Consider the following 20,582-nt stretch of genomic DNA (forward strand, 5'->3'; position numbering starts at 1 on the left):
GCGGGCGGGCGAGGTTCCGCTGCAAGCGGAAGCAGCTAGAAGACCGGCAGCAGGACGCCGTGCTCGGACTCGGGGCGCGGGCCGAAGATGCGGCGGTCGGCCTCGGTGATCGCGACGTCGTTGATGCTCGCCTCGCGGCGGCGCATCAGGCCTTCGTCGCTGAACTCCCACAGCTCGTTGCCGTAGCTGCGGAACCACTGGCCGTCGGCGTTGCGGGACTCGTACTGGAAACGGACGCCGATGCGGTTGCCGCGAAAACCCCACAGCTCCTTGCGCAGCGCGTAGTCCAGTTCGCGCTCCCATTTCGCGGTCAGGAACTTGACGATCCGCGTGCGGCCGACGACGTGCTGGTCGCGATTGCGCCACACCGAATCCTCCGTGTAGGCCAGCGAGACCCGCTCCGGATCGCGGGTGTTCCACGCGTCCTCGGCGGCCTGGACCTTCTGGCGGGCGGTGTCCTCGTCGAACGGCGGGAACGGCGGGCGCGGGGTCATGGACGGCTCCTTCCGAACGCCAGAGAACGTTCGTTCTCCAGGTCTGCCGCTAGAGTAGAGAACGCTCATTCTCCGCACTAGAGGCAGGTGACATGAATCCCACGGAGGCGACCGACCGGCTGCTGGAGGCCGCCGAGGAGCTCTTCTACGCCCACGGCGTGCAGGCCGTCGGGATGGACGCCGTCCGCGCGCGGTCCGGCGTCTCGCTCAAACGGCTCTACCAATGCTTCCCGGCCAAGAACGACCTGGTCGAGGCCTACCTCCTGCGCCGCGACGAACGCTGGCGGCGGTCGTTGCGCGAATTCGTCCACGCCCGCGGCGACGACCCGCTGGCCGTGTTCGACTGGCTGCACGACTGGTTCCGCGAGCCCGGCTTCCGCGGCTGCGCGTTCGTCAACTCCTTCGGCGAGTTCGGCGAACCGGCGCCTGGGATCGCCGCCGCGATCCGCAAGCACAAGGACGAGCTGCGGGCCTACCTGCGTGGTCTGGTTCCCGACCACGGCGTCGCCGACCAGCTGTTCTCCCTGGTGGAGGGCGCGACCGTGCTCGCCGCGATCACCGGCGACCCGGGCGAGGCGAGCACGGCCCGTGCGGCCGCGAAGGTCCTCCTGGCCGCTCAGGGGTAGAGCGTCAGCCCCGGGTCGAGCGCCACCTCCGTCAGTTAGGCGAGGCTCAGCGGCGGCGCCGGCCTCTCGGGAGCGCCGTACTGCTTCGCGCTTCCGGCGACGCTCTGCGCTTCCACGATGACGCCGGTGCCGTCCGGCCGTTGACACTGCCGAGCCGGGTCACCGGGGCCCAGACGTTGCCCCTTGCGCGGCCCGTCGGCCGTCGTCGCCGCTGCTGACCGCGCGGTTCGATCCGGACGTCGACCTGCGGAACTCGGCACCGGGCGGCCGGCTGGTTTCCGTTCCTGGCCTACGTCGAGCGACAGGACGGCGGGCCGACGACGGCCACACGTGGCAGCCCGCCGCGGTCACGCGCACGGGTGACCACTGGACGGTCTGCTTGCGGAACCCGACGAAGGGTTTCGCCACGGCGTCCGACGACGGCAGGAATACGGTGCGGCAACCCGTGCTCCGGGCGTACGCGGTGAGCTGACGTCGTGAGCGGTGCGCCCGGACAGGTCGCACCGCTCACTCGTGGCAGTAGCTGAGCTGTTCGTCCCAATCCGGACCACGGCCGTGCGGGGTGAGGTCGAACAGGTTCCACACCGGTTCGATCGTTCCGACGTGGCGCGGGTCCTGGCCTGGTTCGGCCGGCTCGTACAGCAGCTCGGAGCCCCAGAAATGGCGGATCCCGTCGTCGCCGCGGTGGAAGACGTTGAGCATCGGGCGAGGGCTGCCGTCGGTCTCTTCGCCGTGGTAGTCCCGGCTGAACGTGGTGCCCGCGCACGAGAACAGCCGCAGCCGGCGCCAGCCTCGTTCGGCGGCGAACGTCAGCAGGTGCTCGATGGGCGCTCGCGCGACGACGGCGAAATCGGCGTGTGGCGCAAAATGCTCCATCGCGCCGTCGAGCTGATCGAGCAACGCCGTGCAGGACGGGCACGGGCCCTGCGCGAGGGTCAGTCGCGCGCTTTCTCCCGATGCCGGACCGGGCCGGTCGTCGGTGGGATCGCGCGGGAACATGTAGTGGTAGACGACCAGGGTGTCGTTGCCCGGCGAGAACAAATCGGACAGTCGCACTTCGCCGTTGTCGCTCTGGAGGACATAGTCCTCGGGGACGAGACCGCCGGGTGGCAGCTCGCGGCGCTGCTCGGCGGCCGCTTCGAGTTCGCGCCGCAGCCTGACTTCGCGTTCCAGCAGGTTGGCACGCGCGGCGCGGTACTCGGGCGTCTCGCCCGGGAAGCTCAGGCTCATGCCCGGGAAGGTACGCCGAAAAAATGAAACTGGTCCGACGGCGGGGAGCCACCGCCGTCGGACCAGTTCCGGACCACACCATCCCAACAAGGGTGTGGTGCCGACGGTCCCTCGTCAGGTAGGGACCGTCGGAGCCCTGCTACCGGGCGTCTGTGAGGTACCGCGCGTAGGCACCCGTGGTGAGGAAGCTCGGCAGCTTCTCGCCGAGCGCGGTCTCGGTGAAGATCTCGTACGCGTCGCCGAGGCGGTTGCCGTCGCCGAGTTCCGCGCGGACCGACGCCAGTTCGTCGTCCAGGAACTCGACCGTCAGCTCACGGGTCAGCGCGGTGCCGTCCTCGAGCTTCGTGCCGTTGCGGATCCACTGCCAGATCTGGCAGCGCGCGATCTCCGCGGTGGCCGCGTCCTCCATCAGGTTGTGGATCGCCGCCGCGCCGGTGCCGCGCAGCCACGCGTCGACGTAGCGCAGCGCGACGTTGATGTTCGCGCGGACACCCGCCTCGGTGACCTCGCCGCCGGCGCTCGCGACGTCCAGCAGGTCTTCGGCCGTGACGTCGACGTCCTCGCGGAGCTTGCCGAGCTGGTTCGGCCAGCCGCCGAGCACGCCGTCGAAGACCTCGCGGCAGACCGGGACCAGACCGGGGTGCGCGACCCAGGAGCCGTCGAAACCATCGCCGGCCTCGCGTTCCTTGTCGGCACGGACCTTCTCCAGCGCCGTCGCGTTGATCTCGGGGTCCTTGCTCGGGATGAACGCCGCCATGCCGCCGATGGCGTGCGCGCCGCGCTTGTGGCACGTCCGCACCAGCAGCTCGGTGTAGGCGCGCATGAACGGCACGGTCATCGTGACCTGCGCGCGGTCCGGCAGCACGAAGTCGGCGCCGTGCGCGGCGAAGTTCTTGATCATGCTGAAGATGTAGTCCCAGCGACCGGCGTTGAGACCCGCCGCGTGCTCGCGCAGTTCGTAGAGGATCTCGTCCATCTCGAACGCGGCGGTGATCGTCTCGATCAGCACGGTGGCGCGGATCGTGCCGCGCGGGACGCCGAGCTCGCGCTGCGCCAGCAGGAAGACGTCGTTCCACAGCCGCGCTTCGAGGTGGTTCTCGAGCTTCGGCAGGTAGAAGTACGGGCCGACACCGCGGGCGAGCAGCTGGCGGGCGTTGTGGAAGAAGAACAGCCCGAAGTCGACCAGGCTCGCCGACACCGGACGGCCGTCGATGCGGATGTGCTTCTCCACCAGGTGCCAGCCGCGGGGGCGCGCGACGATCGTCGCCGGGTCGTCCCCGATCGTGTACCGCTTGCCGGCCTCGGTGGTGAAGTCGATGTTGCGGCGGATCGCGTCGAACAGGTTGAGCTGGCCGTCGATCACGTTGTGCCACGTCGGCGACGTCGCGTCCTCGAAGTCCGCCAGCCAGACCTTCGCGCCGGAGTTCAACGCGTTGACCGTCATCTTGCGGTCGGTCGGGCCGGTGATCTCGACGCGGCGGTCCTCCAGGCCCGGCGCCGTCGGCGCAACGTTCCAGGACTCGTCGTCGCGGATCCGGCGGGTCTCGGGCAGGAAGCCGAGCGGCTTCTCCCCCGACTGCAGCTCCTCGCGTCGCACGCGGCGGGCGTCGAGCAGCTCGCGCCGGCGGCCGGCGAACGTGTTGTCGAGCTTGGCCAGGAAGTCGAGTGCCGCCGGGGTGAGGATTTCGGCGAACCGGCCCTCGACCGGCCCGGTGACCTCGATGCGGTAGTTCAGTCGATCAACCATGGGGTGCCTCCGCGAGCAGAGCTGTGCAGGGAAGGGAAGTGGGGTCGCGGGCCGGCGGCGCAGGGGTCGCCGCCGGCCCGCGAAGTGCGTCAGAACTGGGCTTCCTCCGTGGAACCCTTCAGCGCCGTGGTGGAGCTGGCCGGGTTCAGCGCGGTCGCGACCTGGTCGAAGAAACCGGTGCCGACCTCGCGCTGGTGCTTCGTGGCGGTGTAACCACGGGCCTCCGACGCGAACTCGCGCTCCTGCAGGTCGACGTAGGCGGTCATGCCCTCGCGGGCGTAACCGTGCGCCAGGTCGAACATCGAGTAGTTCAGGGCGTGGAAGCCGGCCAGCGTGATGAACTGGAACTTGTAACCCATGTGGCCGAGCTCGCGCTGGAACTTCGCGATCGTGGCGTCGTCCAGGTGCTTCTTCCAGTTGAACGACGGCGAGCAGTTGTAGGCGAGCATCTGGTCCGGGAACTTCGCCTTGATCGCCTCGGCGTACTTGCGCGCCACCTCGAGGTCGGGCTCCGAGGTCTCCATCCAGAGGAGGTCGGCGTACTGGGCGTAGGCCAGGCCGCGCTCGATGCACGGGTCGATGCCGTTGGTGACCTCGTAGAAGCCCTCGGCGGTGCGGCCGCCGGTGAGGAACTTCTGGTCGCGCTCGTCGACGTCGCTGGTCAGCAGCGTCGCGGCCTGCGCGTCGGTGCGGGCGACCACGAGGGTCGGCACGTCGAGCACGTCGGAGGCGAGACGCGCGGCGTTCAGCGTGCGCTCGTGCTGCTTGGTCGGGATCAGCACCTTGCCGCCGAGGTGACCGCACTTCTTCTCGGACGCGAGCTGGTCTTCCCAGTGCACACCCGCGGCGCCGGCCGCGATCATGCCCTTCATCAGCTCGAACGCGTTGAGCGGGCCACCGAAGCCGGCCTCCGCGTCGGCGACGATCGGGGCGTACCAGTCGATGTCGGTGTTGCCCTCGGCCCAGTTGATCTGGTCGGCGCGGCCCAGCGCGTTGTTGATCCGGCGGACCACGGCCGGCACGGAGTTGGCCGGGTAGAGGCTCTGGTCGGGGTAGGTCTGGCCGGCCAGGTTCGCGTCGGCCGCGACCTGCCAGCCGGACAGGTAGATCGCTTGCAGGCCCGCGCGGACCTGCTGGACGGCCTGGTTGCCGGTGAGCGCGCCCAGCGCGTGGATGTAGTCCTCGGTGCGCAGGAGGTCCCACAGCTTCTCCGCGCCGCGGCGGGCCAGGGTGTGCTCTTCGACGACGCTGCCGCGCAGCTTGACGACGTCCTCGGCCGAGTAGGAGCGCTGCACGCCCGCCCAGCGGGGATCGTTCGCCCACTTCGCGGTCAGCTCCGCGGCCGCCTGCTTGGCCTGTTCGGTCATCGGACTCTCCCGGTGTTGCGAAGTTTGCGATTGCTCGCCTTGCTTGGCTTGAACCTTGCACGCCAGGGGAAATCCGATCCAGTCGTCCAATTTGCCAATTTGTGCGAAGAGTACGTACGCTCTTTGCAAAGGTTGCGAATCGCCGGTTCGCAACGGCCACGAAAATCCGCGTTCTTGACCGTTCACGTAACCGTTCAGGACCGGAAACCTTCCGGAAAGGCGGGCTCGGATGGAGAAGACTTTCGCCGGAGCGCGGCTGCGGCACCTCCGCGAAAGCCGGGCGATGAGCCAGGCCGACCTCGCCCGTGTGCTGGAGATCTCACCCAGTTACCTCAACCAGATCGAGCACAACTCGCGCCCGCTGACCGTCCCCGTGCTGATGCGGATCACGCAGGCGTTCGGCGTGGACACCGAGTTCTTCGCCAACAACGACACGTCCCGGCTGGTGGCCGACGTCAAGGAGGCGCTGCTCGACGAGGCCCTCGGCGTCGACGTGACGACGAGCGAGCTCAACGAGCTGGCGACGAACCTGCCGGCGATCGCCCAGGCCCTGGTCAAGCTGCACCGCAGCTACCGCCACGCCGTCGAGAACACCGCCGCGCTGACCACCGAAAACGGCCTGGGCCTGCACGGCAGCGCGGCCTCGGCGTTGCCGCACGAGGAGGTCCGCGACTTCTTCTACGAGCGCGAGAACTACGTCGCCGAACTGGACGAGCGCGCCGAGAAGATGGCGGCCGACATCCCACTGCAGCGCGGCCAGGTGCTCGGGGCGTTGAAGGACTGCCTTTCCCAGCGCTACGGCGTCGAAGTGACCAGCGCCGGCATCGACGAAGCCGCAGGTCAGCAGCACCGTTACGAGCCGCTGAGCCGGACGTTGCGGCTCGCGCCGAGCCTGCGCGTCGGGCAGCAGGCGTTCCGGATGGCTTCGCAGATCGCCCTGCTCGAGTACGACGACCTGATCACCGAACTGGCCGACTCGTGGGCGTTTTCCGGCCCCGCGGCGAGGTCCTTGGCCCGCGTCGGCCTGGCGAACTACTTCGCGGGGGCACTGATCCTCCCGTATGGACCGTTCCTGGCCGCGGCCGAGCGCTTCCGCTACGACATCGAGCGGCTGTGCGACCACTACGGCGTCGGCTTCGAGACCGTCTGCCACCGGCTGTCCACCTTGCAACGTCCCAAGCACCGCGCGGTGCCGTTCTCGTTCGTGCGCGTGGACCGGGCCGGGAACATGTCGAAGCGGCAGTCCGCGGCGGGGTTCCACTTCTCCCGAGTCGGCGGCGCCTGTCCATTGTGGAACATCTACGAGGCCTTCACCCAGCCGGGCAAGATCCTGACGCAGATCGCGACGCTGCCCGACGGCAAGAGCTACTTCTGGATCGCGCGGACGGTGTCGCGCAACATCGGCGGTTACGGCAGCCCGGGAAAGACGTTCACGGTCGGCCTGGGCTGCGAACTCCGGCACGCGGGGCGGCTCGTCTATTCGACAGGCCTGGACCTGGACGAGCCCGCGGCGGCCACCCCGATCGGGATGGGCTGCAAAGTCTGCGAACGCCCGGCCTGCTCGCAGCGCGCGTTCCCGACGATCGGCAAGCAGCTCACGGTCGACGAGAACACCAGCACGTTCGTGCCGTACCCGGCGGTGCCCAAGGGGTAGCCGGATCGGGTACGACGCCGGAGTCGTAGATTCACCCAGGTGCACGACATCGACACGGTGACCGCGGCGACCATCGAAACGGCCGCCGAGCGGCTGGCCGGGGTGGTGACCCGCACGCCGCTGGAGCCGAGCGCGCGGCTGTCGTCCCGGGTGGACGCCCAGGTCTGGGTGAAGCGCGAGGACCTGCAGACCGTCCGGTCGTACAAGATCCGCGGCGCCTACAACTTCATCGTCCAGCTCGACGCCCCGACGCGCGCGCTCGGCGTCGTCTGCGCCAGCGCCGGCAACCACGCGCAGGGCGTCGCGTATGCGTGCCGCCGGCTCGGCGCGAACGGGCGCGTGTACGTCCCAGGGACTACGCCGCGGCAGAAGCGTGAGCGCATCGCGGCGCTCGGCGGCGCGCACATCGAGGTCATCGTCGTCGGCGAGACGTACGAAGACGCCTTCGCGGCCGCCAACGAGGACGCCCAGCGCACCGGCGCGACGCTGGTGCCCGCGTTCGACGACGTCCGGACCGTCGCCGGCCAGGGCACGGTCGCGCTGGAGGTGATCGAGCAGCTCGGCTTCGTCCCCGACGTCGTGGTCGTGCCGGTCGGCGGGGGCGGGCTGCTCGCGGGCGTCGGCAGCTTCCTGCGGGAGCGGCACCCCGAAGTCCGGATCGTCGGCGTCGAACCGGCGGGCGCGGCCTGCATGGCGGCGGCGCTTGCCGCCGGGCACCCGGTGCGGCTGCCCGAGCTCGACTCGTTCGTCGACGGCGCCGCCGTGCGCATCGCCGGCAGCGTCACCTACCCGCTGATCCGTGAGAGCGGCGCCGAGCTGACGTCGGTCGTCGAGGGCGCGATCTGCACCGAGATGCTGGCGATGTACCAGTCCGACGGCATCATCGCCGAGCCGGCGGGCGCGCTCGCCGCGGCCGCGCTCGGCACGGTCGTCGACGTCGAGCCCGGCCAGACCGTCGTGGTCGTGGTCTCCGGCGGCAACAACGACGTCAGCCGCTACAGCGAGATCCTCGAACGCTCGCTGATGCACGAAGGGCTGAAGCACTACTTCCTGGTCGGATTCCCGCAAGAGCCGGGCGCGCTGCGGCGGTTCCTGGAGCAGGTGCTCGGCCCGGAGGACGACATCACGCGTTTCGAGTACGTCAAGCGCACCAACCGTGAGATGGGCCCGGCGCTGGTCGGCATCGAAATCCCGCGCGCGGCCGACCTGCCGGGACTGCTCGCCAGGATGGACGCGAGCCCGCTGCAGGTGGAGCGGATCGAGCCCGGGAGCCCCCTCTTCCACTTCCTGCTGTGAGCGCTGTGGTCCACTAGGCGGATGGTTGTGAAGGTCGACGGAGTCCGCAGTGTCGAAGCGTTGCGCGAAAAGGTCCACGAGGGTGCGGAGCCCGAGTACCTGCTGTTCTACGGCCACGCGCCGTCCAAGACGGGTCGGGCGACGGCGAGCTGCCTGAGCCAGTGGTGGGTGGACCCGTTCGAGGTCGACGGTGTCCGCTACCCGTCCGCCGAGCACTACATGATGGCGGGCAAGGCCGAGCTGTTCGGTGACCACGAGAAGGCCGAGCTGATCCGGCAGGCACCCGACCCGAAGACGGCGAAGGTGCTCGGCCGCGAGGTCACCGGGTACGACAACGAGACGTGGGAGCGGCACCGCTACGACATCGTCGTGGACGGCAACCTCGCCAAGTTCGGCGCGCACCGCGACCTGCGCCGGTTCCTGCTCGGCACCGGTGACGCCGTGCTCGTCGAGGCGTCGAAGAAGGACCTGGTCTGGGGCAGCGGCCTCGCCCGCGAAGAGAAGAACGCGGACCGGCCGGACTACTGGCGCGGCTTGAACCTGCTCGGCTTCGCGCTGATGGAGGTTCGCGAGCAGCTGCGCAACCGCTGACCTGTTCTTATGGCGTCGGTGCTCCGGCGCACGGCGCCGACGCCGGTCTTGTCTGTGGGGCTTCGCCCGGATCCGGACCACTCTCGGGTCGGTCGGCTTCGTTTCCAGCCCGGAGCGGTGGTCGAGAACTCGACCACGGGCGAAACCGCAGGTCAGGACAGGGCGACGAACATCGTCTGGTGCAGGCCGCCCACGTGGTCGCGGGTTATGCGGGTCGCCGCGTCTCGGTTTCCGGAGGCCAGGGCCTTCACCAGCTTTGCGTGCTCGCCGTTGGACTCGCGCAGTTTCTGCAACGGGTACGGCAGGTAGAACCGGTACAGCTCCGCCAGCACCGTCTCGTACTGGCGGACCGCGGCCGGTGGGCCGGGTGCGGCTACCGTCCGGTGGAACTCCGCGTCCAGCTCGTGGAACTCCGCCCAGCCCGTTGCCGTGTCCATTCGGGCGACCAGCTCCTTGAGGCGCTCGACGTCCAGGCGGCGTCTGGCCACCAGCTGGACCAAGCCCGTCTCCAGGACCAGGCGGTGGTCGATCAGCTCGCGGACCTCCGCGGCCGACTCGAAGTAGGCGACGACCTCGTTGACTCGCTTGCCCGGGGGGTGCTCGGCGACCAGGGTGCCGCCGCCGCGGCCGCGGCGTCGCTCGATCAGGCCGTCTTCGGCCAGGGTCTCCAGGGCGCGGCGGACCGTGATCTCGGCGACGCCCAGGGCTCGGGCGATGTCGCCGTTCGGTGGCAGGCGCTCCCCCGGCTTCAGCAGGCCCAGCTCGACGGCGAGGGCGATCCGGGCGCGGACCGTGTCCAATGCCGACAGCCGCCGAATGCCGGTTAGGGACGGGGCGTCCAGGTCTGCCGTGGCCATGAACCGACCGTACCGCACAAATTGCTCATCCTGATCACTCTTGTTTAAGTGTTCAAGATGGACTATTTTTCGTCCATGCCGCGACCGCTGCCCATCGCTCTGGTGCAAGCGCCGCCGAGGCCGGCCGGAAGGGCCCTCGCCGAGTATGCGGGTGAGGTCGAGACCGTGCTTCGCCGGTTTCCGGAAACACGTCTGGCTGCTTTCCCGGAGCTGCACCTCTGCGGCGTCGACGGCGAGGGGGACGACCGCACCGAGCAGCTGCGGGCCGCCGCCCAACCGCTGCACGGGCCGCGGACCAAGCAGCTCGGCGAGCTGGCCGGTGACCTGGGGATCTGGCTCGCGCCGGGCACCGTTTGCGAAGAAGGTGACCACGGCGAGCTGTTCAACACGGCCCTGGTCTTTTCCCCGCGAGGCGAGCTGGCGGGCTGGTACCGGAAGGTCTTCCCGTGGCGGCCGCACGAGCCGTACGACCCCGGTACGGAATTCGTCGTCGCCGATCTGGCCGACGCGGGGCGGGTCGGCTTCTCGATCTGCTACGACGCGTGGTTCCCCGAGGTGACACGGCACCTTGCCTGGATGGGCGCCGAGGTCGTGCTCAATCCCGTCCAGACCACCACCCCCGACCGTGTTCAGGAACTGGTGCTGGCCCGGGCGAACGCGATCGTCAACCAGGTGTTCGTCGCCAGCGTGAACACGGCCGGGCCGTTCGGCATGGGCGACAGCCTGCTCGTCGGGCCGGAGGGGGACGTCCTCGGCGCGCTGCCCGGGCCCGGTGAGGGCGTCCTCGCGCACACGATCGACCTCGACGAGGTGGCGCGCGTTCGCCGTGAGGGCACCGCGGGCACCAACCGGATGTGGGAGCAGTTCACCCCGGCCGACGCGCCGCTGCCCCTGCCGCTCTACCAGGGCCGGATCGACCCGGACCGCTGGCGTCCACGAGAAGGAGACGACCGATGACCTCCACGGCCGCGGCCCCGGCCGCCCTGCAGCGCCGGCTCGGCCTGCCCGGCGTCGTCCTGTTCGGGCTCGCCTACATGGCGCCGCTGATCGTGCTCGGCACCTTCGGCATCGTCGCGACGACGACCGAGGGCACCGTGCCCTCGGCGTACCTGCTCGCCCTGGTCGCGATGCTGTTCACCGCGGCCAGCTACGGGAAGATGGCCGCCACGCACCCCGTCGCCGGCTCGGCCTACACCTACGCCCGGAAAGCGGTCGACGCGCGCGCCGGGTTCCTCGTCGGCTGGGCGGTGCTGCTCGACTACTTCTTCCTGCCGATGGTGATCTGGCTGATCGGCGGCGCCTACCTGTCGGCCGAGTTCCCCAGCGTGCCCAATTGGCTCTGGTTGATCACTTTTATCCTGCTGACGACCATCCTCAACGTCCTCGGCATCAAGATCGCCGAAAAGGCGAACTTCGTGCTGATGGCGTTCCAGATCCTGGTGATCGGCTTCTTCGTCGTTCTTTCGATCAAGCAGGTGCTGCACGTCGGGGACCCGCTGGCCAGCACGCAGCCGTTCTTCCACCCCGGCGCCACGCTGGGCACGATCTCAGGCGGCGCCGCGCTCGCGACGTACTCCTTCCTCGGGTTCGACGCCGTGACGACGTTGACCGAAGAGACGACCGAGCCGCGCAAGACGATCCCCCGGGCCATCCTGCTCACCGCCCTGATCGGCGGTGGCATCTTCATCGTGCTGGCGTACTTCACCCAGCTCGCGCACCCGGGCAGCACGTTCACGGACGAGTCGTCGGCCGCGTTCGAAATCGCGACCACGATCGGCGGCAACCTCTTCGCGTCGTTCTTCCTCGCCGGGCTGGTCGTGGCCCAGTTCGCCTCGGGGATCGCCGCGCAGGCGAGCGCGTCGCGGCTGATGTTCGCGATGGGCCGTGACGGCGTCCTGCCGCGGATCTTCGGCAAGTTGCAGCCGAAGTTCGCGACGCCGGTGTTCGGCATCGTCCTGACCGGGCTCGTCGGCCTGGTCGCGCTGGCCTTGGACGTCAGCACGTCGACGTCGTTCATCAACTTCGGCGCGTTCACCGCGTTCACGTTCGTCAACGTCAGCGTGATCGCGACCTGGCTGCGTGACCGGTCCGGGAAACGTGTGCTGACCTGGGTGGTCTTCCCCGCGATCGGTGCCGTGGTCGATCTGTGGCTACTGGTCAACCTGGACGGCATCGCGCTGGTCTTCGGCCTGGTCTGGCTGGCGATCGGCATCGTCGTGCTGGCGGCCATCACCCGCGGCTTCCGCCGGCCGCCGCCGGAGATGACCTTCGAGGAGTAGGTCAGGGGCAGTCGCTCTCGCCGCCACTCCACTCGACGCAGTGGGTCGGCGCCGGCGGAGGCGGCGGGGTGTGGCGAGCCTCGGAGGCCAGCTTCAGCATGGTCACCGCGGCGACCACGACCAGGCAGATCCCGAAGAACCAGCTCCAGCCGCGGCGGCGCGTCGTCGCCGAAACCACCACGCCGACCAGCGGGATGCCGACGCCGAGCCAGGAGGCCCAGGTGTAGCTGACCTGGGCTCCAGCGAGGTCACCCGACGCGCCTCCCCAGCCGGCGGCCTGGAACGCGCCCCGGATGAACAGCAACGGGACGACGACCAGCCAGACCACGGCGGACAAGGCCAGCACGAGCGACACCGCGACAGTCCGGAACTCCCCCACCCGGTCAGTATGGCCGGATCGACGTCGGCGGTCCTGAGTAGATCTACTGCTCGCCGAGGGTTTTCTGCAGGGCCTTGTTCGCCTTTCGGGCCATGTCCGCGACGGCCTCGCGGCGGGCGGCGTCGGCGGCGTAGTCGTCTTCGCGGTTACGCACGACGCGGGCCGGCGTGCCGACGGCGATCGAGTAGTCCGGGATGTCACCACGGACGACCGCGTGGGCGCCGAGCACGCAACCACGGCCGATGCGGGTGCCCTTCAGCACGCTGACCTTGGTGCCGAGCCACGTGTCCGGGCCGATGCGCACCGGCGTCTTCACGATGCCCTGGTCCTTGATCGGGACGTGGATGTCCGAAATGACGTGGTCGAAGTCACAGATGTACACCCAGTCGGCGACCAGCGTGGCCGCGCCGAGCTCGATGTCGAGGTAGCAGTTGATGACGTTCTGGCGGCCGAACACGGACTTGTCGCCGATCCGCAGCGAACCCTCGTGGCAGCGGATGGCGTTACCGTCGCCGATGTGCACCCAACGGCCGATCTCCAGCCGCCCGTAACCGGGGCGGCAGTGGATCTCGACGTCCTTCCCGAGGAAGAGCATCCCGCGCAGGACGATGTGCGGGTTGGCGAGGCGGAACTTGAGCAGCCGGTAGTACCGGACCAGGTACCAGGGCGTGTACGCGCGGTTGCGCAGGACCCAGCGCAGCGAGTCGGCGGTCAGGAACTTCGCCTGCCGCGGGTCGCGGCGCGCCTGCCGCCAGGCCCGCACCCGCGAAAGAGCGGGCGCACCCCACATCGACGTCATGCCGGTGACCGTAACCTGTGTACGGGACGGGTTCACAGGCAAGGGGAGCTGGATGGGCACGAAGCTGATCATCGACACCGACCCGGGCGTCGACGACGCGCTGGCGATCGCGCTCGCCGCGGTCTCGCCGGACGTCGACCTGCTGGGCGTGACGACCGTGTTCGGCAACGTACCCCTGGACAAGACCACCGCGAACGCCCGGCGGCTGCTCGAGCTGTTCGGCCGCACCGATGTACCGGTCGCGGCCGGCGCGGCCCGCCCGTTGGTGTACTCCAAGCCGCGTGACGCGAAAGAGGTCCACGGCGGTGACGGCCTGTCCGGTCACGGCGGCACGCTGCCCGACGCGACCCGGCCGCTCGACGAGCAGGACGCCGTCAGCCTGATGCTCGCGCTGCTCGAGGCGGCCGACGAGCCGGTGACGATCGCGCCGATCGGGCCGCTGACGAACATCGCCGCGCTGCTGGCCGCCCACCCGGGCGCGCGGGAGAAGATCGCGCGGCTGGTGATCATGGGCGGTGGTGTCACTTTCGGCAACAGCACCACGGCGGCCGAGTTCAACATCTGGAGCGACCCCGAAGCGGCCCGGCGGGTGCTGGTCGAGGAGGACGTCCCGGTGGTGCTGGTGCCGCTGGACCTGACGCACCGCTGCGCCGTCGACGCCGAGTGGCTGGCGAAGCTCGCCGCGTCCGGGCCGGTCGGCGCGACGCTCGAAGGCCTCACCTCCACCTACCGCCGGCACTACACGCGGGTCTTCGGTGAAGACCGGATGGTCATGCATGACGCCGTCGCCGTCGCCGAAGCGATCTCGCCCGGGATCCTGCACACCGAGACCTACCGCGTCGACGTCGACTGCGGGCTGGGCCCGGCGCGCGGCCAGACCCTGGTCGACCGGCGACGGCTCGGCGAAGACGATCCGCAGTTCTCCCCCGGCCGGCTGATCGACGTCGCGATGGACACCGACCTCGACGGCCTCCGCGGCTTCGTGCTCGACCGGCTGACCGGGGCCGCGCGGTGAGCGACGAGCCCGTGGTCGTCCCGGAGAACACAGAGGACCCGAAGGACGCCGAGGACCTGAAGACCACCGAAGCGAGAGCGCCCCACCGGCGGAAGGCCGGGATCGTGGTGGCCGCGGTGGTCGTGATCGCGGTCGCGCTCGTGGTCGCGATCCAGTTCGCGCCCAAGCAGGAGACCGCCGAGAACGCCGCCGCGACGGCCGCGCCGACGCCGTCCACGACCGTGGTCCCGAAGACGACCACGCCGACGCCGACCCAGCCGAAGGTGCCGCAGGCGAGCGAGTTCGACGGGTGGGCGTCCAAGACCAGCCAGTGGCTCGACATCCCGCTGCGCGCGATGACCGGCTACGCCAAGGCCACGGTCACGCTCACCAAGGAGATCCCGGGCTGCCACCTGTCGTGGGTGACGCTGGCGGCGGTCGGGAAGGTCACCTCCGACCACGGCCGCGCCCAGGGCGGGCACATCGCCGACACCGGCGCGATGGACAAGGCGCTCGGCACGGTCGAGGTGCGCGATTTCTACAACAAGGTCGTCTCGACGGCGAACGCGGCCGGGCCGATGCAGCTGTCGCCGTCGATCTGGGGCAAGTACAAGGCGAGCGCGAACGGGAGCAGCCCGGACGTGCAGAACATCGACGACGCCGCGCTGACCACCGGCCGCGCGCTGTGCGCCGACGGCCACGACCTCTCCCAGGGCCAGACCTGGTGGGACTCGGTGAGCGGGCTGCAGTCGGCGCCGCTGTTCCTGCACCGCACGCTGGCCACGGTCAACGTCTACGGCACGGTCGGCCAGGGCTCGGCCGCGCCGAACGCGGCCGTGCTGAGCGCGGTCAACTTCGCCATCGACAAGATCGGCCTCCCCTACATCTGGGGCGGCAACGGCACCGGCGGCAACGACCCGGGCTTCGACTGCTCGGGCCTGACGACGGCGGCGTACGCGAGCGCGGGCGTCAAGCTGATGCGGACGGCCGACACGCAGTACCGCAGCGTCTCGCACGTGACCGAGCCGCAGCTGGGCGACCTGATCTTCTACGGCGAGCCGACGACGAAGATCCACCACGTCGGGCTGTACATCGGCAACCAGCAGATGATCGACGCGCCGCAAACCGGGCAGGCCGTGCAGGTCCACAGCTACCGCAAGGACGGCGACGACTACGCCGGCGCGGGCCGTCCGACCGCCTGATCCGCCACGGCCGGGAAAGCGTTGGACGGCGTGCGGCCCGGGCGGTAGCTTGCACTCGACCGTGACACCGCCCGAGGAGGTGAGACCCATGAACGCAGTAGCGATGTGGGTGCTCCCCCTGGCGTCACGGCCGGGCGACTGACGCAGGTGTCGCCGGGAGCGCCGATCAGGCACTTCCGAAAGGCACCACCATGGACTCTTCGCCTCTCACCTTCGACGTGATCATCGCCGGGTGCGGGCCGGCCGGCGCGATGCTGGCCGCCGAACTGCGGCTGCACGAGGTACGGGTACTCGTCCTGGAGAAGGAAACCGAGCCCGTTTCGTTCGTCCGCATCGTCGGCCTGCACATCCGCAGCCTCGAGCTGATGGCCATGCGCGGGCTGCTGGATCGCCTTCTCGAGCACGGAAGAAAGCGTCCGGCCGCCGGATTCTTCGCGGCCATCGGCAAACCCGTGCCGCCGGGCCTGGATTCCGCGCACGCCTACCTGCTGGGCATCCCGCAGCCGGTCATCGTCCGGCTCCTCGAAGAACACGCGATCGAACTCGGTGCGCAGGTCCGACGCGGGTTTGCGGTGACCGGGTTCGAGCAGGACGACGAGGGTGTGACCGTCGAGCTGGACACCGGCGAGCAGCTGCGTTCGCGGTATCTCGTCGGCTGTGACGGCGCGCGCAGCACGGTACGCAAACTGCTCGGCGTCGGCTTTCCCGGCGAACCCTCGCGGACCGACACCCTTATGGGTGAACTCAAAGCGGAGGCACCGCCGGAGGAGATCGCCGCCAAGGTGGCCGAAATCGGCGAGACCCGCAAGCCGTTCTGGCTCAGGCCCTTCGGTGAAGGGGTCTACAGCGTCGTGGTCCCCGCCGCTGGTGTCAGCGATCGCGCGGAACCGCCCACCCTCGACGATTTCAAGCAGCAGTTGCGCGCCATCGCCGGCACCGATTTCGGCGTGCATTCGCCGCGCTGGTTGTCGCGTTTCGGCGATGCCACCCGGCTGGCCGAGCGGTATCGGGTCGGGCGGGTGTTCCTGGCCGGCGACGCGGCGCACATCCACCCGCCGACCGGCGGGCAGGGCCTGAACCTGGGCGTGCAGGATGCCTTCAACCTCGGCTGGAAATTGGCCGCGCAGGTCCGCGGCTGGGCGCCGGAACCGCTGTTGGACACGTATGAGACCGAACGTCATCCGGTCGCCGCCGACGTCCTGGACAACACCCGGGCCCAGATGGAGCTGATGTCCGACGAGCCGGGCGCGCAGGCCGTGCGCCGGCTGCTCACCGAACTGATGGACTTCGACGAGGTGAACCGCTATTTGATCGAAAAGATCACTTCGATCGACATCCGCTACGACTTCGGCGAAGGCCCCGACCTGCTCGGCCGGCGTCTGCGCGACATCGACGTGAAGCAGGGCCGCCTCTACGACCTGCTGCACCGCGGCCGTGGTCTGCTGCTGGACCGCACCGAACGCCTGACCGTCGGCGGTTGGCCGGACCGGGTCGACCACCTCGCGGATCCCACCGCGGCGCTGGACGTTCCGGGCGTCCTGCTGCGGCCCGACGGTCACGTCGCCTGGATCGGCGACGATCAGCGGGACCTGGACGACCACCTCGCCCGCTGGTTCGGCGAGCCCGCCTGAGCCAGTGCCGCGGGGCCCCCGGGGCGGGGCCCGGGCCCGCGCCGCTGGTGCCCAGCCCCCCCCCGCGCGGGGCCCCGGCGCGGCCCCCCCCCCCCCCCCGGGGGGGGGCCCCCCCCGCCGGCCCCGGGGCGGGGCGCGGGGGGGGGGGGCCCGCGCCACGGCTCGTCTGGTCACGAGCCGGCGACGTCGAGGAGCAGCTTCGCGGCCACCGTCGCCCCGTCGTCGCGGATCGTGCTAGCCATGGCCTGAGCCCCCGTACGGGTCTCGGGGGCCAGGGCCGTGGCGAACGCGGGCGACAGGGACTCTGCGGTCGGCGTCAAGTCCTGGTGCGCCCCACCACCGGCGTGCCGCACGACTCACGTGGTCACGTGCCGGCGACGTCCAGGAGCAGCTTCGCGGCCACCGTCGCCCCGTCGTCGCGGATCGTGCCGGCCACCGCCTGGGCCCGCGTACGGAACTCCGGGGCCAACGCCGTGGCGAACGCGGACGACAGGGACTCGGCGGTCGGCGCCGGGTTCTCGTGCGCCACGCCGATGCCCAGCTCGGCCACCCTCGCGGCCCAGTACGGCTGGTCCGCGATGCGGGGCACCACGACCTGGGGCACGCCGGCTCGCGCGGCCGTCGTCGTGGTGCCCGCGCCGCCGTGGTGCACTACCGCGGCCACCCGACGGAAGAGCGCCTGCTGGTTGACCTCGCCGACGACGAAACAGTCGCCGGCGTCGTCGATCGCCTCCAGTCCGGCCCAGCCGCGGCCGAGCACGACGCGGCGGCCCTGCGCGCGGACCGCCTCGGTGGCTTCGCGGGCGATGCCCGCCGGGGCGTACGCGGCCATGCTGCCGAAGCTCACGTACACCGGCGGTTCGCCGGCGTCCAGGAACGCCTCCAGGCCGTTCGGCAGCGGCCGGTCGTCGGGCAGGATCCATGCCCCGGTCTGCACCAGGTCGAAGTTCGTCATGCCCTCGGACGGGCACAGCGCCGGGTCCGCCGCCAGCCACGGCCGCTCGGTAAAGACGTGGTCGCGGACGTTGTCCACCGGCGGCAGGCCGATCGCCGCCCGGTGGCTGTTCAGCGCCGCGCCGTACAACCCGTTGACGGCCTTGGCGTCCTGCTCCCACCGCTCCTCGATGCCGGTGTCCTCCCCCGCGGGCGGCGTGCCCGGCCGCATCCCCGGGGCGAACCGCCGCGACGGCAACCCGAAGATGTGAAAACACGCGTACACGTACGGGATGCCCCGCTTTTCGGCCACGTCCCTGGCTCCGGCCGGCAGCAGGCCGGTCGCCAGGACGACGTCACATTCCCCGGCCGCCGCACCGAGCGTTTCGAACCGCGCGGCGACCAGTGCCGGAGCGAGTTTGAACGCGTCTTCCCCCGTCGGCGGTTTCGGGCCGGCGACCACCGAATGCACCGTCGGGCCGAGTGGCACCAGCGGCACGCCGGCCCGGTCCAGCAGCTTCACGAAATCCTCGTCCGGTGGCGCGGCCACCAGCGCTTCCGCACCCAGCCCGCGCAACGCCACCGCCAGCCCCACCAGCGGTTCGACGTCCCCGCGCGATCCCCACGTCGTCAGCAAAACACGCACCGCAGAATCCCCATTTCCCCTGTTTCCGGCTTACGGCGGGCAATTCTGCGGTATCACCCCGGCCTTGCCGCAAGCCCCGGGGTCGGCTATAAATTGAAGGGGGCGGAGAAATGGTCATTTCAAGCGAGGTGGTCGTTCGCCCCGCTCACCCAGGCGATGTAGCGCTCCGCGGAGCGGCGGACCGCGCCCTTGGCGTCGCCGAGCACCGTCCCGCCCAGCAAGCCGTACAGACGATCGAACTCGTACGGCTCGAGCCGCTCGACGATCCGCCGCACCAACCCCGGCGAAAGCGGGATCTTGTTGGGGTAGCTGCGCATGAACGTCACCCATCCGGCGTCCACCACGGGCACGATCGTGTCGCCGGTCAGGAGCACGCCGCCGGTGTCGTTGCCGACGTGGGCCACGGCGGCGCCAGGGAAATGGCCGCCCGCCTCGACGAGCGTCACGCCGGGCAGGATCCGCTCGGTGCCGGACCACTCCCGCAGCACCGGGTCCTCGCGTCGCACCCACCGCCGGTCGGCGGTGTGCACCAGCACCGGGACGCGGCCGAGGCGGTGGCTCCAGCTGACCTGCGAGCCGTACATGTGCGGGTGGCTGGCCACGATCACCGCGGCCCCGCCCAGCTCCTCGATCTTCGCGACCAGGCCCGCGTCGAGGTGGTTCGGCGGGTCCCACAACAGGTTGCCTTCGGTGGTCCGCACCAGGTGTGTCCACTGGCCGATGCCGAACGGCGGTTCGCGGTTGAACCGGTGCAGGCCGGGTTCCAGCTCTTCGTGCACGAATCCGCGACTGTCGGCCGCGAGCTTGTCCAGCGTCGTCCACACCTGGCCGGTGGCCGGCACCCATTGCCGTTCGTCCGCGCAGATCGCGCACGTGCCGGCCGGGGGCTGGTCGGTGTCGGGGTGCTCGACCCCGCAGGTTCCGCAGATCCAGATCGTCATGGGGCCAGTCTTGAAGCTCCAGTAAGGTCGAGGTCAAGGAACGACGTCAGCAGCGGCGCCAGGACGTCCGGACGGTCCAGCGGGATGATGTGGCCACAGTCCTGGACCAGGTGCGTCGTGAGGTCGTCGGCGATCGGCCGGAGCTGGCGCGCCAGGGTGTCACCGACCGGGTGGGCGCCGATCGCCAGGGCCGGCACCGTGAGACGGCCGGCCGCGACGGCGTCCGCGATTTGCGTCGCGCCGGCCGGCATGGCCCGGTAGTGGTCGAACGCGCACCGCAGGGACTCGCGGCCGCGGTAGGCGGCGATGAAGTGCTCACGGATCTCCGGCGGCACCCCGTGCCCCCGGGTGCCCACGTCGAGGAACCAGCCGAGGTACTCGGCCTCGTGCCCGGCCAGGACCGTCTCGGCGAGCCCCGGCACGGCGTGGAAGCCGAACCACCACGGCGGCCCGCCGTCGAGGAAGGCTTCGGCGCCGGGCAGCCGGCCCAGCAACGACTCCATCAGCACGAGCCGCCGGACGCGCTCGGGCCGGCGCATCGCCAGCAGGAACGCCGGCGGGGCGCCCGCGTCGATGCCGACGACGGACGCCGTCGGCACGTCCAGCGCGTCGAGGAGGGCTTCGGCGTCCGCGGCGAGGTTCCCGGCGTCGTAGCCGCCGGTCGCGCGCGTGGTCGCGCCGAGACCACGCAGGTCCGGCGCGAGGACGCGGTGGTCGCGGGCCAGGTGCGGGATGACCGCGGACCAGAGCCGCCAGGTGTGCGGAAAGCCGTGCAGCAGCAGGACCGCAGGCCCTTCGCCAACGTCGGCCACGGCGATCTTGATGCCGTTCGCCTCGACCCGATACTCGCGCACACTGCCTCCTGAGCGGTTACCATTGGTTACCAGCAAACGGTAGGTAACAGCTCCCGAAGAGC

The 20,582-nt window shown here is 70.3% G+C and carries 20 protein-coding genes; 9 read left to right on the top strand and 11 right to left on the bottom strand.

Translation table 11 applies throughout. The features are described from left to right. Positions 1–35 precede the first annotated feature (35 nt). A complete protein-coding gene (locus ACGFMK_RS12525; protein WP_392761272.1) occupies positions 36–494 on the bottom strand; it encodes a nuclear transport factor 2 family protein in 459 nt (152 codons plus the stop codon). A 92-nt stretch (positions 495–586) separates the two neighbouring features. Here ACGFMK_RS12525 and ACGFMK_RS12530 point away from each other — a divergent pair, with 92 nt between their 5' ends. Continuing rightward, positions 587–1,120, top strand: coding sequence for a TetR/AcrR family transcriptional regulator (locus ACGFMK_RS12530; RefSeq protein ID WP_392761274.1), 534 nt, complete (start codon positions 587–589; stop codon positions 1,118–1,120). 507 nt (positions 1,121–1,627) lie between these two features. Here ACGFMK_RS12530 and ACGFMK_RS12535 read toward each other — a convergent pair. The 3 genes from ACGFMK_RS12535 to aceA form a co-directional block, all read right to left on the bottom strand. After that, entirely contained in the window at positions 1,628–2,350 is a 723-nt protein-coding gene (locus tag ACGFMK_RS12535) for a DUF899 family protein (RefSeq protein WP_392761277.1), read from the bottom strand. A gap of 139 nt (positions 2,351–2,489) precedes the next feature. Next, positions 2,490–4,097 (bottom strand): malate synthase A, encoded by a 1,608-nt coding sequence (gene aceB, locus ACGFMK_RS12540; protein ID WP_392761280.1) that lies wholly within the window; start codon positions 4,095–4,097, stop codon positions 2,490–2,492. Positions 4,098–4,186: 89 nt separating this feature from the next. Next, positions 4,187–5,464 carry an isocitrate lyase gene (aceA, locus tag ACGFMK_RS12545; protein ID WP_392761283.1) on the bottom strand — a complete coding sequence of 426 codons (1,278 nt, stop codon included), beginning with the start codon at positions 5,462–5,464 and terminating at the stop codon, positions 4,187–4,189. 229 nt (positions 5,465–5,693) lie between these two features. Here aceA and ACGFMK_RS12550 point away from each other — a divergent pair, with 229 nt between their 5' ends. The 3 genes from ACGFMK_RS12550 to ACGFMK_RS12560 are packed head-to-tail and all read left to right on the top strand — an operon-like array spanning position 5,694 to position 9,005. Further along, positions 5,694–7,118, top strand: coding sequence for a short-chain fatty acyl-CoA regulator family protein (locus tag ACGFMK_RS12550; protein WP_392761286.1), 1,425 nt, complete (start codon positions 5,694–5,696; stop codon positions 7,116–7,118). 39 nt (positions 7,119–7,157) lie between these two features. Next, positions 7,158–8,414, top strand: a complete 1,257-nt coding sequence (gene ilvA, locus ACGFMK_RS12555) for a threonine ammonia-lyase IlvA (RefSeq protein ID WP_392761288.1) — start codon at positions 7,158–7,160, stop codon at positions 8,412–8,414. Positions 8,415–8,435: 21 nt separating this feature from the next. Beyond that, positions 8,436–9,005 (top strand): NADAR family protein, encoded by a 570-nt coding sequence (locus ACGFMK_RS12560; protein ID WP_392761289.1) that lies wholly within the window; start codon positions 8,436–8,438, stop codon positions 9,003–9,005. Positions 9,006–9,157: 152 nt separating this feature from the next. On the opposite strand, the gene ACGFMK_RS12565 is transcribed toward ACGFMK_RS12560, so the two are convergent. Then, a complete protein-coding gene (locus tag ACGFMK_RS12565; protein ID WP_392761292.1) occupies positions 9,158–9,862 on the bottom strand; it encodes a FadR/GntR family transcriptional regulator in 705 nt (234 codons plus the stop codon). Between the two features lie 75 nt (positions 9,863–9,937). On the opposite strand from ACGFMK_RS12565, the gene ACGFMK_RS12570 reads away from it, so the two are divergent. Both ACGFMK_RS12570 and ACGFMK_RS12575 read left to right on the top strand, forming a co-directional pair. Continuing rightward, a complete protein-coding gene (locus tag ACGFMK_RS12570; protein ID WP_392761295.1) occupies positions 9,938–10,819 on the top strand; it encodes a carbon-nitrogen hydrolase family protein in 882 nt (293 codons plus the stop codon). Beyond that, positions 10,816–12,141 (top strand): APC family permease, encoded by a 1,326-nt coding sequence (locus ACGFMK_RS12575; RefSeq protein WP_392761297.1) that lies wholly within the window; start codon positions 10,816–10,818, stop codon positions 12,139–12,141. Before ACGFMK_RS12570 ends, ACGFMK_RS12575 begins: the two co-directional genes overlap by 4 nt. A 1-nt stretch (position 12,142) precedes the next feature. Here the strand turns inward: ACGFMK_RS12575 and ACGFMK_RS12580 are convergent, their stop codons facing one another. Both ACGFMK_RS12580 and ACGFMK_RS12585 read right to left on the bottom strand, forming a co-directional pair. Further along, positions 12,143–12,520 carry a hypothetical protein gene (locus ACGFMK_RS12580; protein ID WP_392761300.1) on the bottom strand — a complete coding sequence of 126 codons (378 nt, stop codon included), beginning with the start codon at positions 12,518–12,520 and terminating at the stop codon, positions 12,143–12,145. 43 nt (positions 12,521–12,563) lie between these two features. Further along, entirely contained in the window at positions 12,564–13,319 is a 756-nt protein-coding gene (locus ACGFMK_RS12585; protein WP_392761303.1) for an acyltransferase, read from the bottom strand. Positions 13,320–13,371: 52 nt separating this feature from the next. Between ACGFMK_RS12585 and ACGFMK_RS12590 the strand changes: the two genes are divergently transcribed. The 3 genes from ACGFMK_RS12590 to rox all read left to right on the top strand — a co-directional run bounded on the left by ACGFMK_RS12590 (position 13,372) and on the right by rox (position 17,146). Then, a complete protein-coding gene (locus tag ACGFMK_RS12590; protein WP_392761305.1) occupies positions 13,372–14,334 on the top strand; it encodes a nucleoside hydrolase in 963 nt (320 codons plus the stop codon). Positions 14,335–14,390: 56 nt separating this feature from the next. Further along, complete coding sequence (locus tag ACGFMK_RS12595) at positions 14,391–15,515, top strand: NlpC/P60 family protein (RefSeq protein ID WP_392761497.1); 1,125 nt, start codon at positions 14,391–14,393, stop codon at positions 15,513–15,515. Between the two features lie 191 nt (positions 15,516–15,706). Further along, complete coding sequence (rox, locus tag ACGFMK_RS12600; RefSeq protein ID WP_392761308.1) at positions 15,707–17,146, top strand: rifampin monooxygenase; 1,440 nt, start codon at positions 15,707–15,709, stop codon at positions 17,144–17,146. A gap of 170 nt (positions 17,147–17,316) precedes the next feature. Here rox and ACGFMK_RS12605 read toward each other — a convergent pair whose 3' ends face one another. The 4 genes from ACGFMK_RS12605 to ACGFMK_RS12620 all read right to left on the bottom strand — a co-directional run bounded on the left by ACGFMK_RS12605 (position 17,317) and on the right by ACGFMK_RS12620 (position 20,520). After that, positions 17,317–17,466 carry a hypothetical protein gene (locus ACGFMK_RS12605; protein ID WP_392761310.1) on the bottom strand — a complete coding sequence of 50 codons (150 nt, stop codon included), beginning with the start codon at positions 17,464–17,466 and terminating at the stop codon, positions 17,317–17,319. A 44-nt stretch (positions 17,467–17,510) separates the two neighbouring features. Continuing rightward, on the bottom strand, positions 17,511–18,725 hold the full coding sequence (locus tag ACGFMK_RS12610) for a glycosyltransferase (RefSeq protein ID WP_392761313.1): 1,215 nt from the start codon (positions 18,723–18,725) through the stop codon (positions 17,511–17,513). Positions 18,726–18,844: 119 nt separating this feature from the next. Further along, the gene (locus ACGFMK_RS12615; protein ID WP_392761316.1) at positions 18,845–19,666 is read right to left on the bottom strand and encodes a hydrolase; all 822 of its coding nucleotides are present in this window, start codon (positions 19,664–19,666) and stop codon (positions 18,845–18,847) included. Continuing rightward, the gene (locus tag ACGFMK_RS12620) at positions 19,663–20,520 is read right to left on the bottom strand and encodes an alpha/beta fold hydrolase (protein ID WP_392761319.1); all 858 of its coding nucleotides are present in this window, start codon (positions 20,518–20,520) and stop codon (positions 19,663–19,665) included. The genes ACGFMK_RS12615 and ACGFMK_RS12620 overlap by 4 nt, the downstream gene beginning before the upstream one ends. Positions 20,521–20,582: the final 62 nt, after the last annotated feature.

The sequence above is a fragment of the Amycolatopsis sp. NPDC049252 genome (assembly GCF_043197175.1).
In the GTDB taxonomy this organism is placed as follows: domain Bacteria; phylum Actinomycetota; class Actinomycetes; order Mycobacteriales; family Pseudonocardiaceae; genus Amycolatopsis.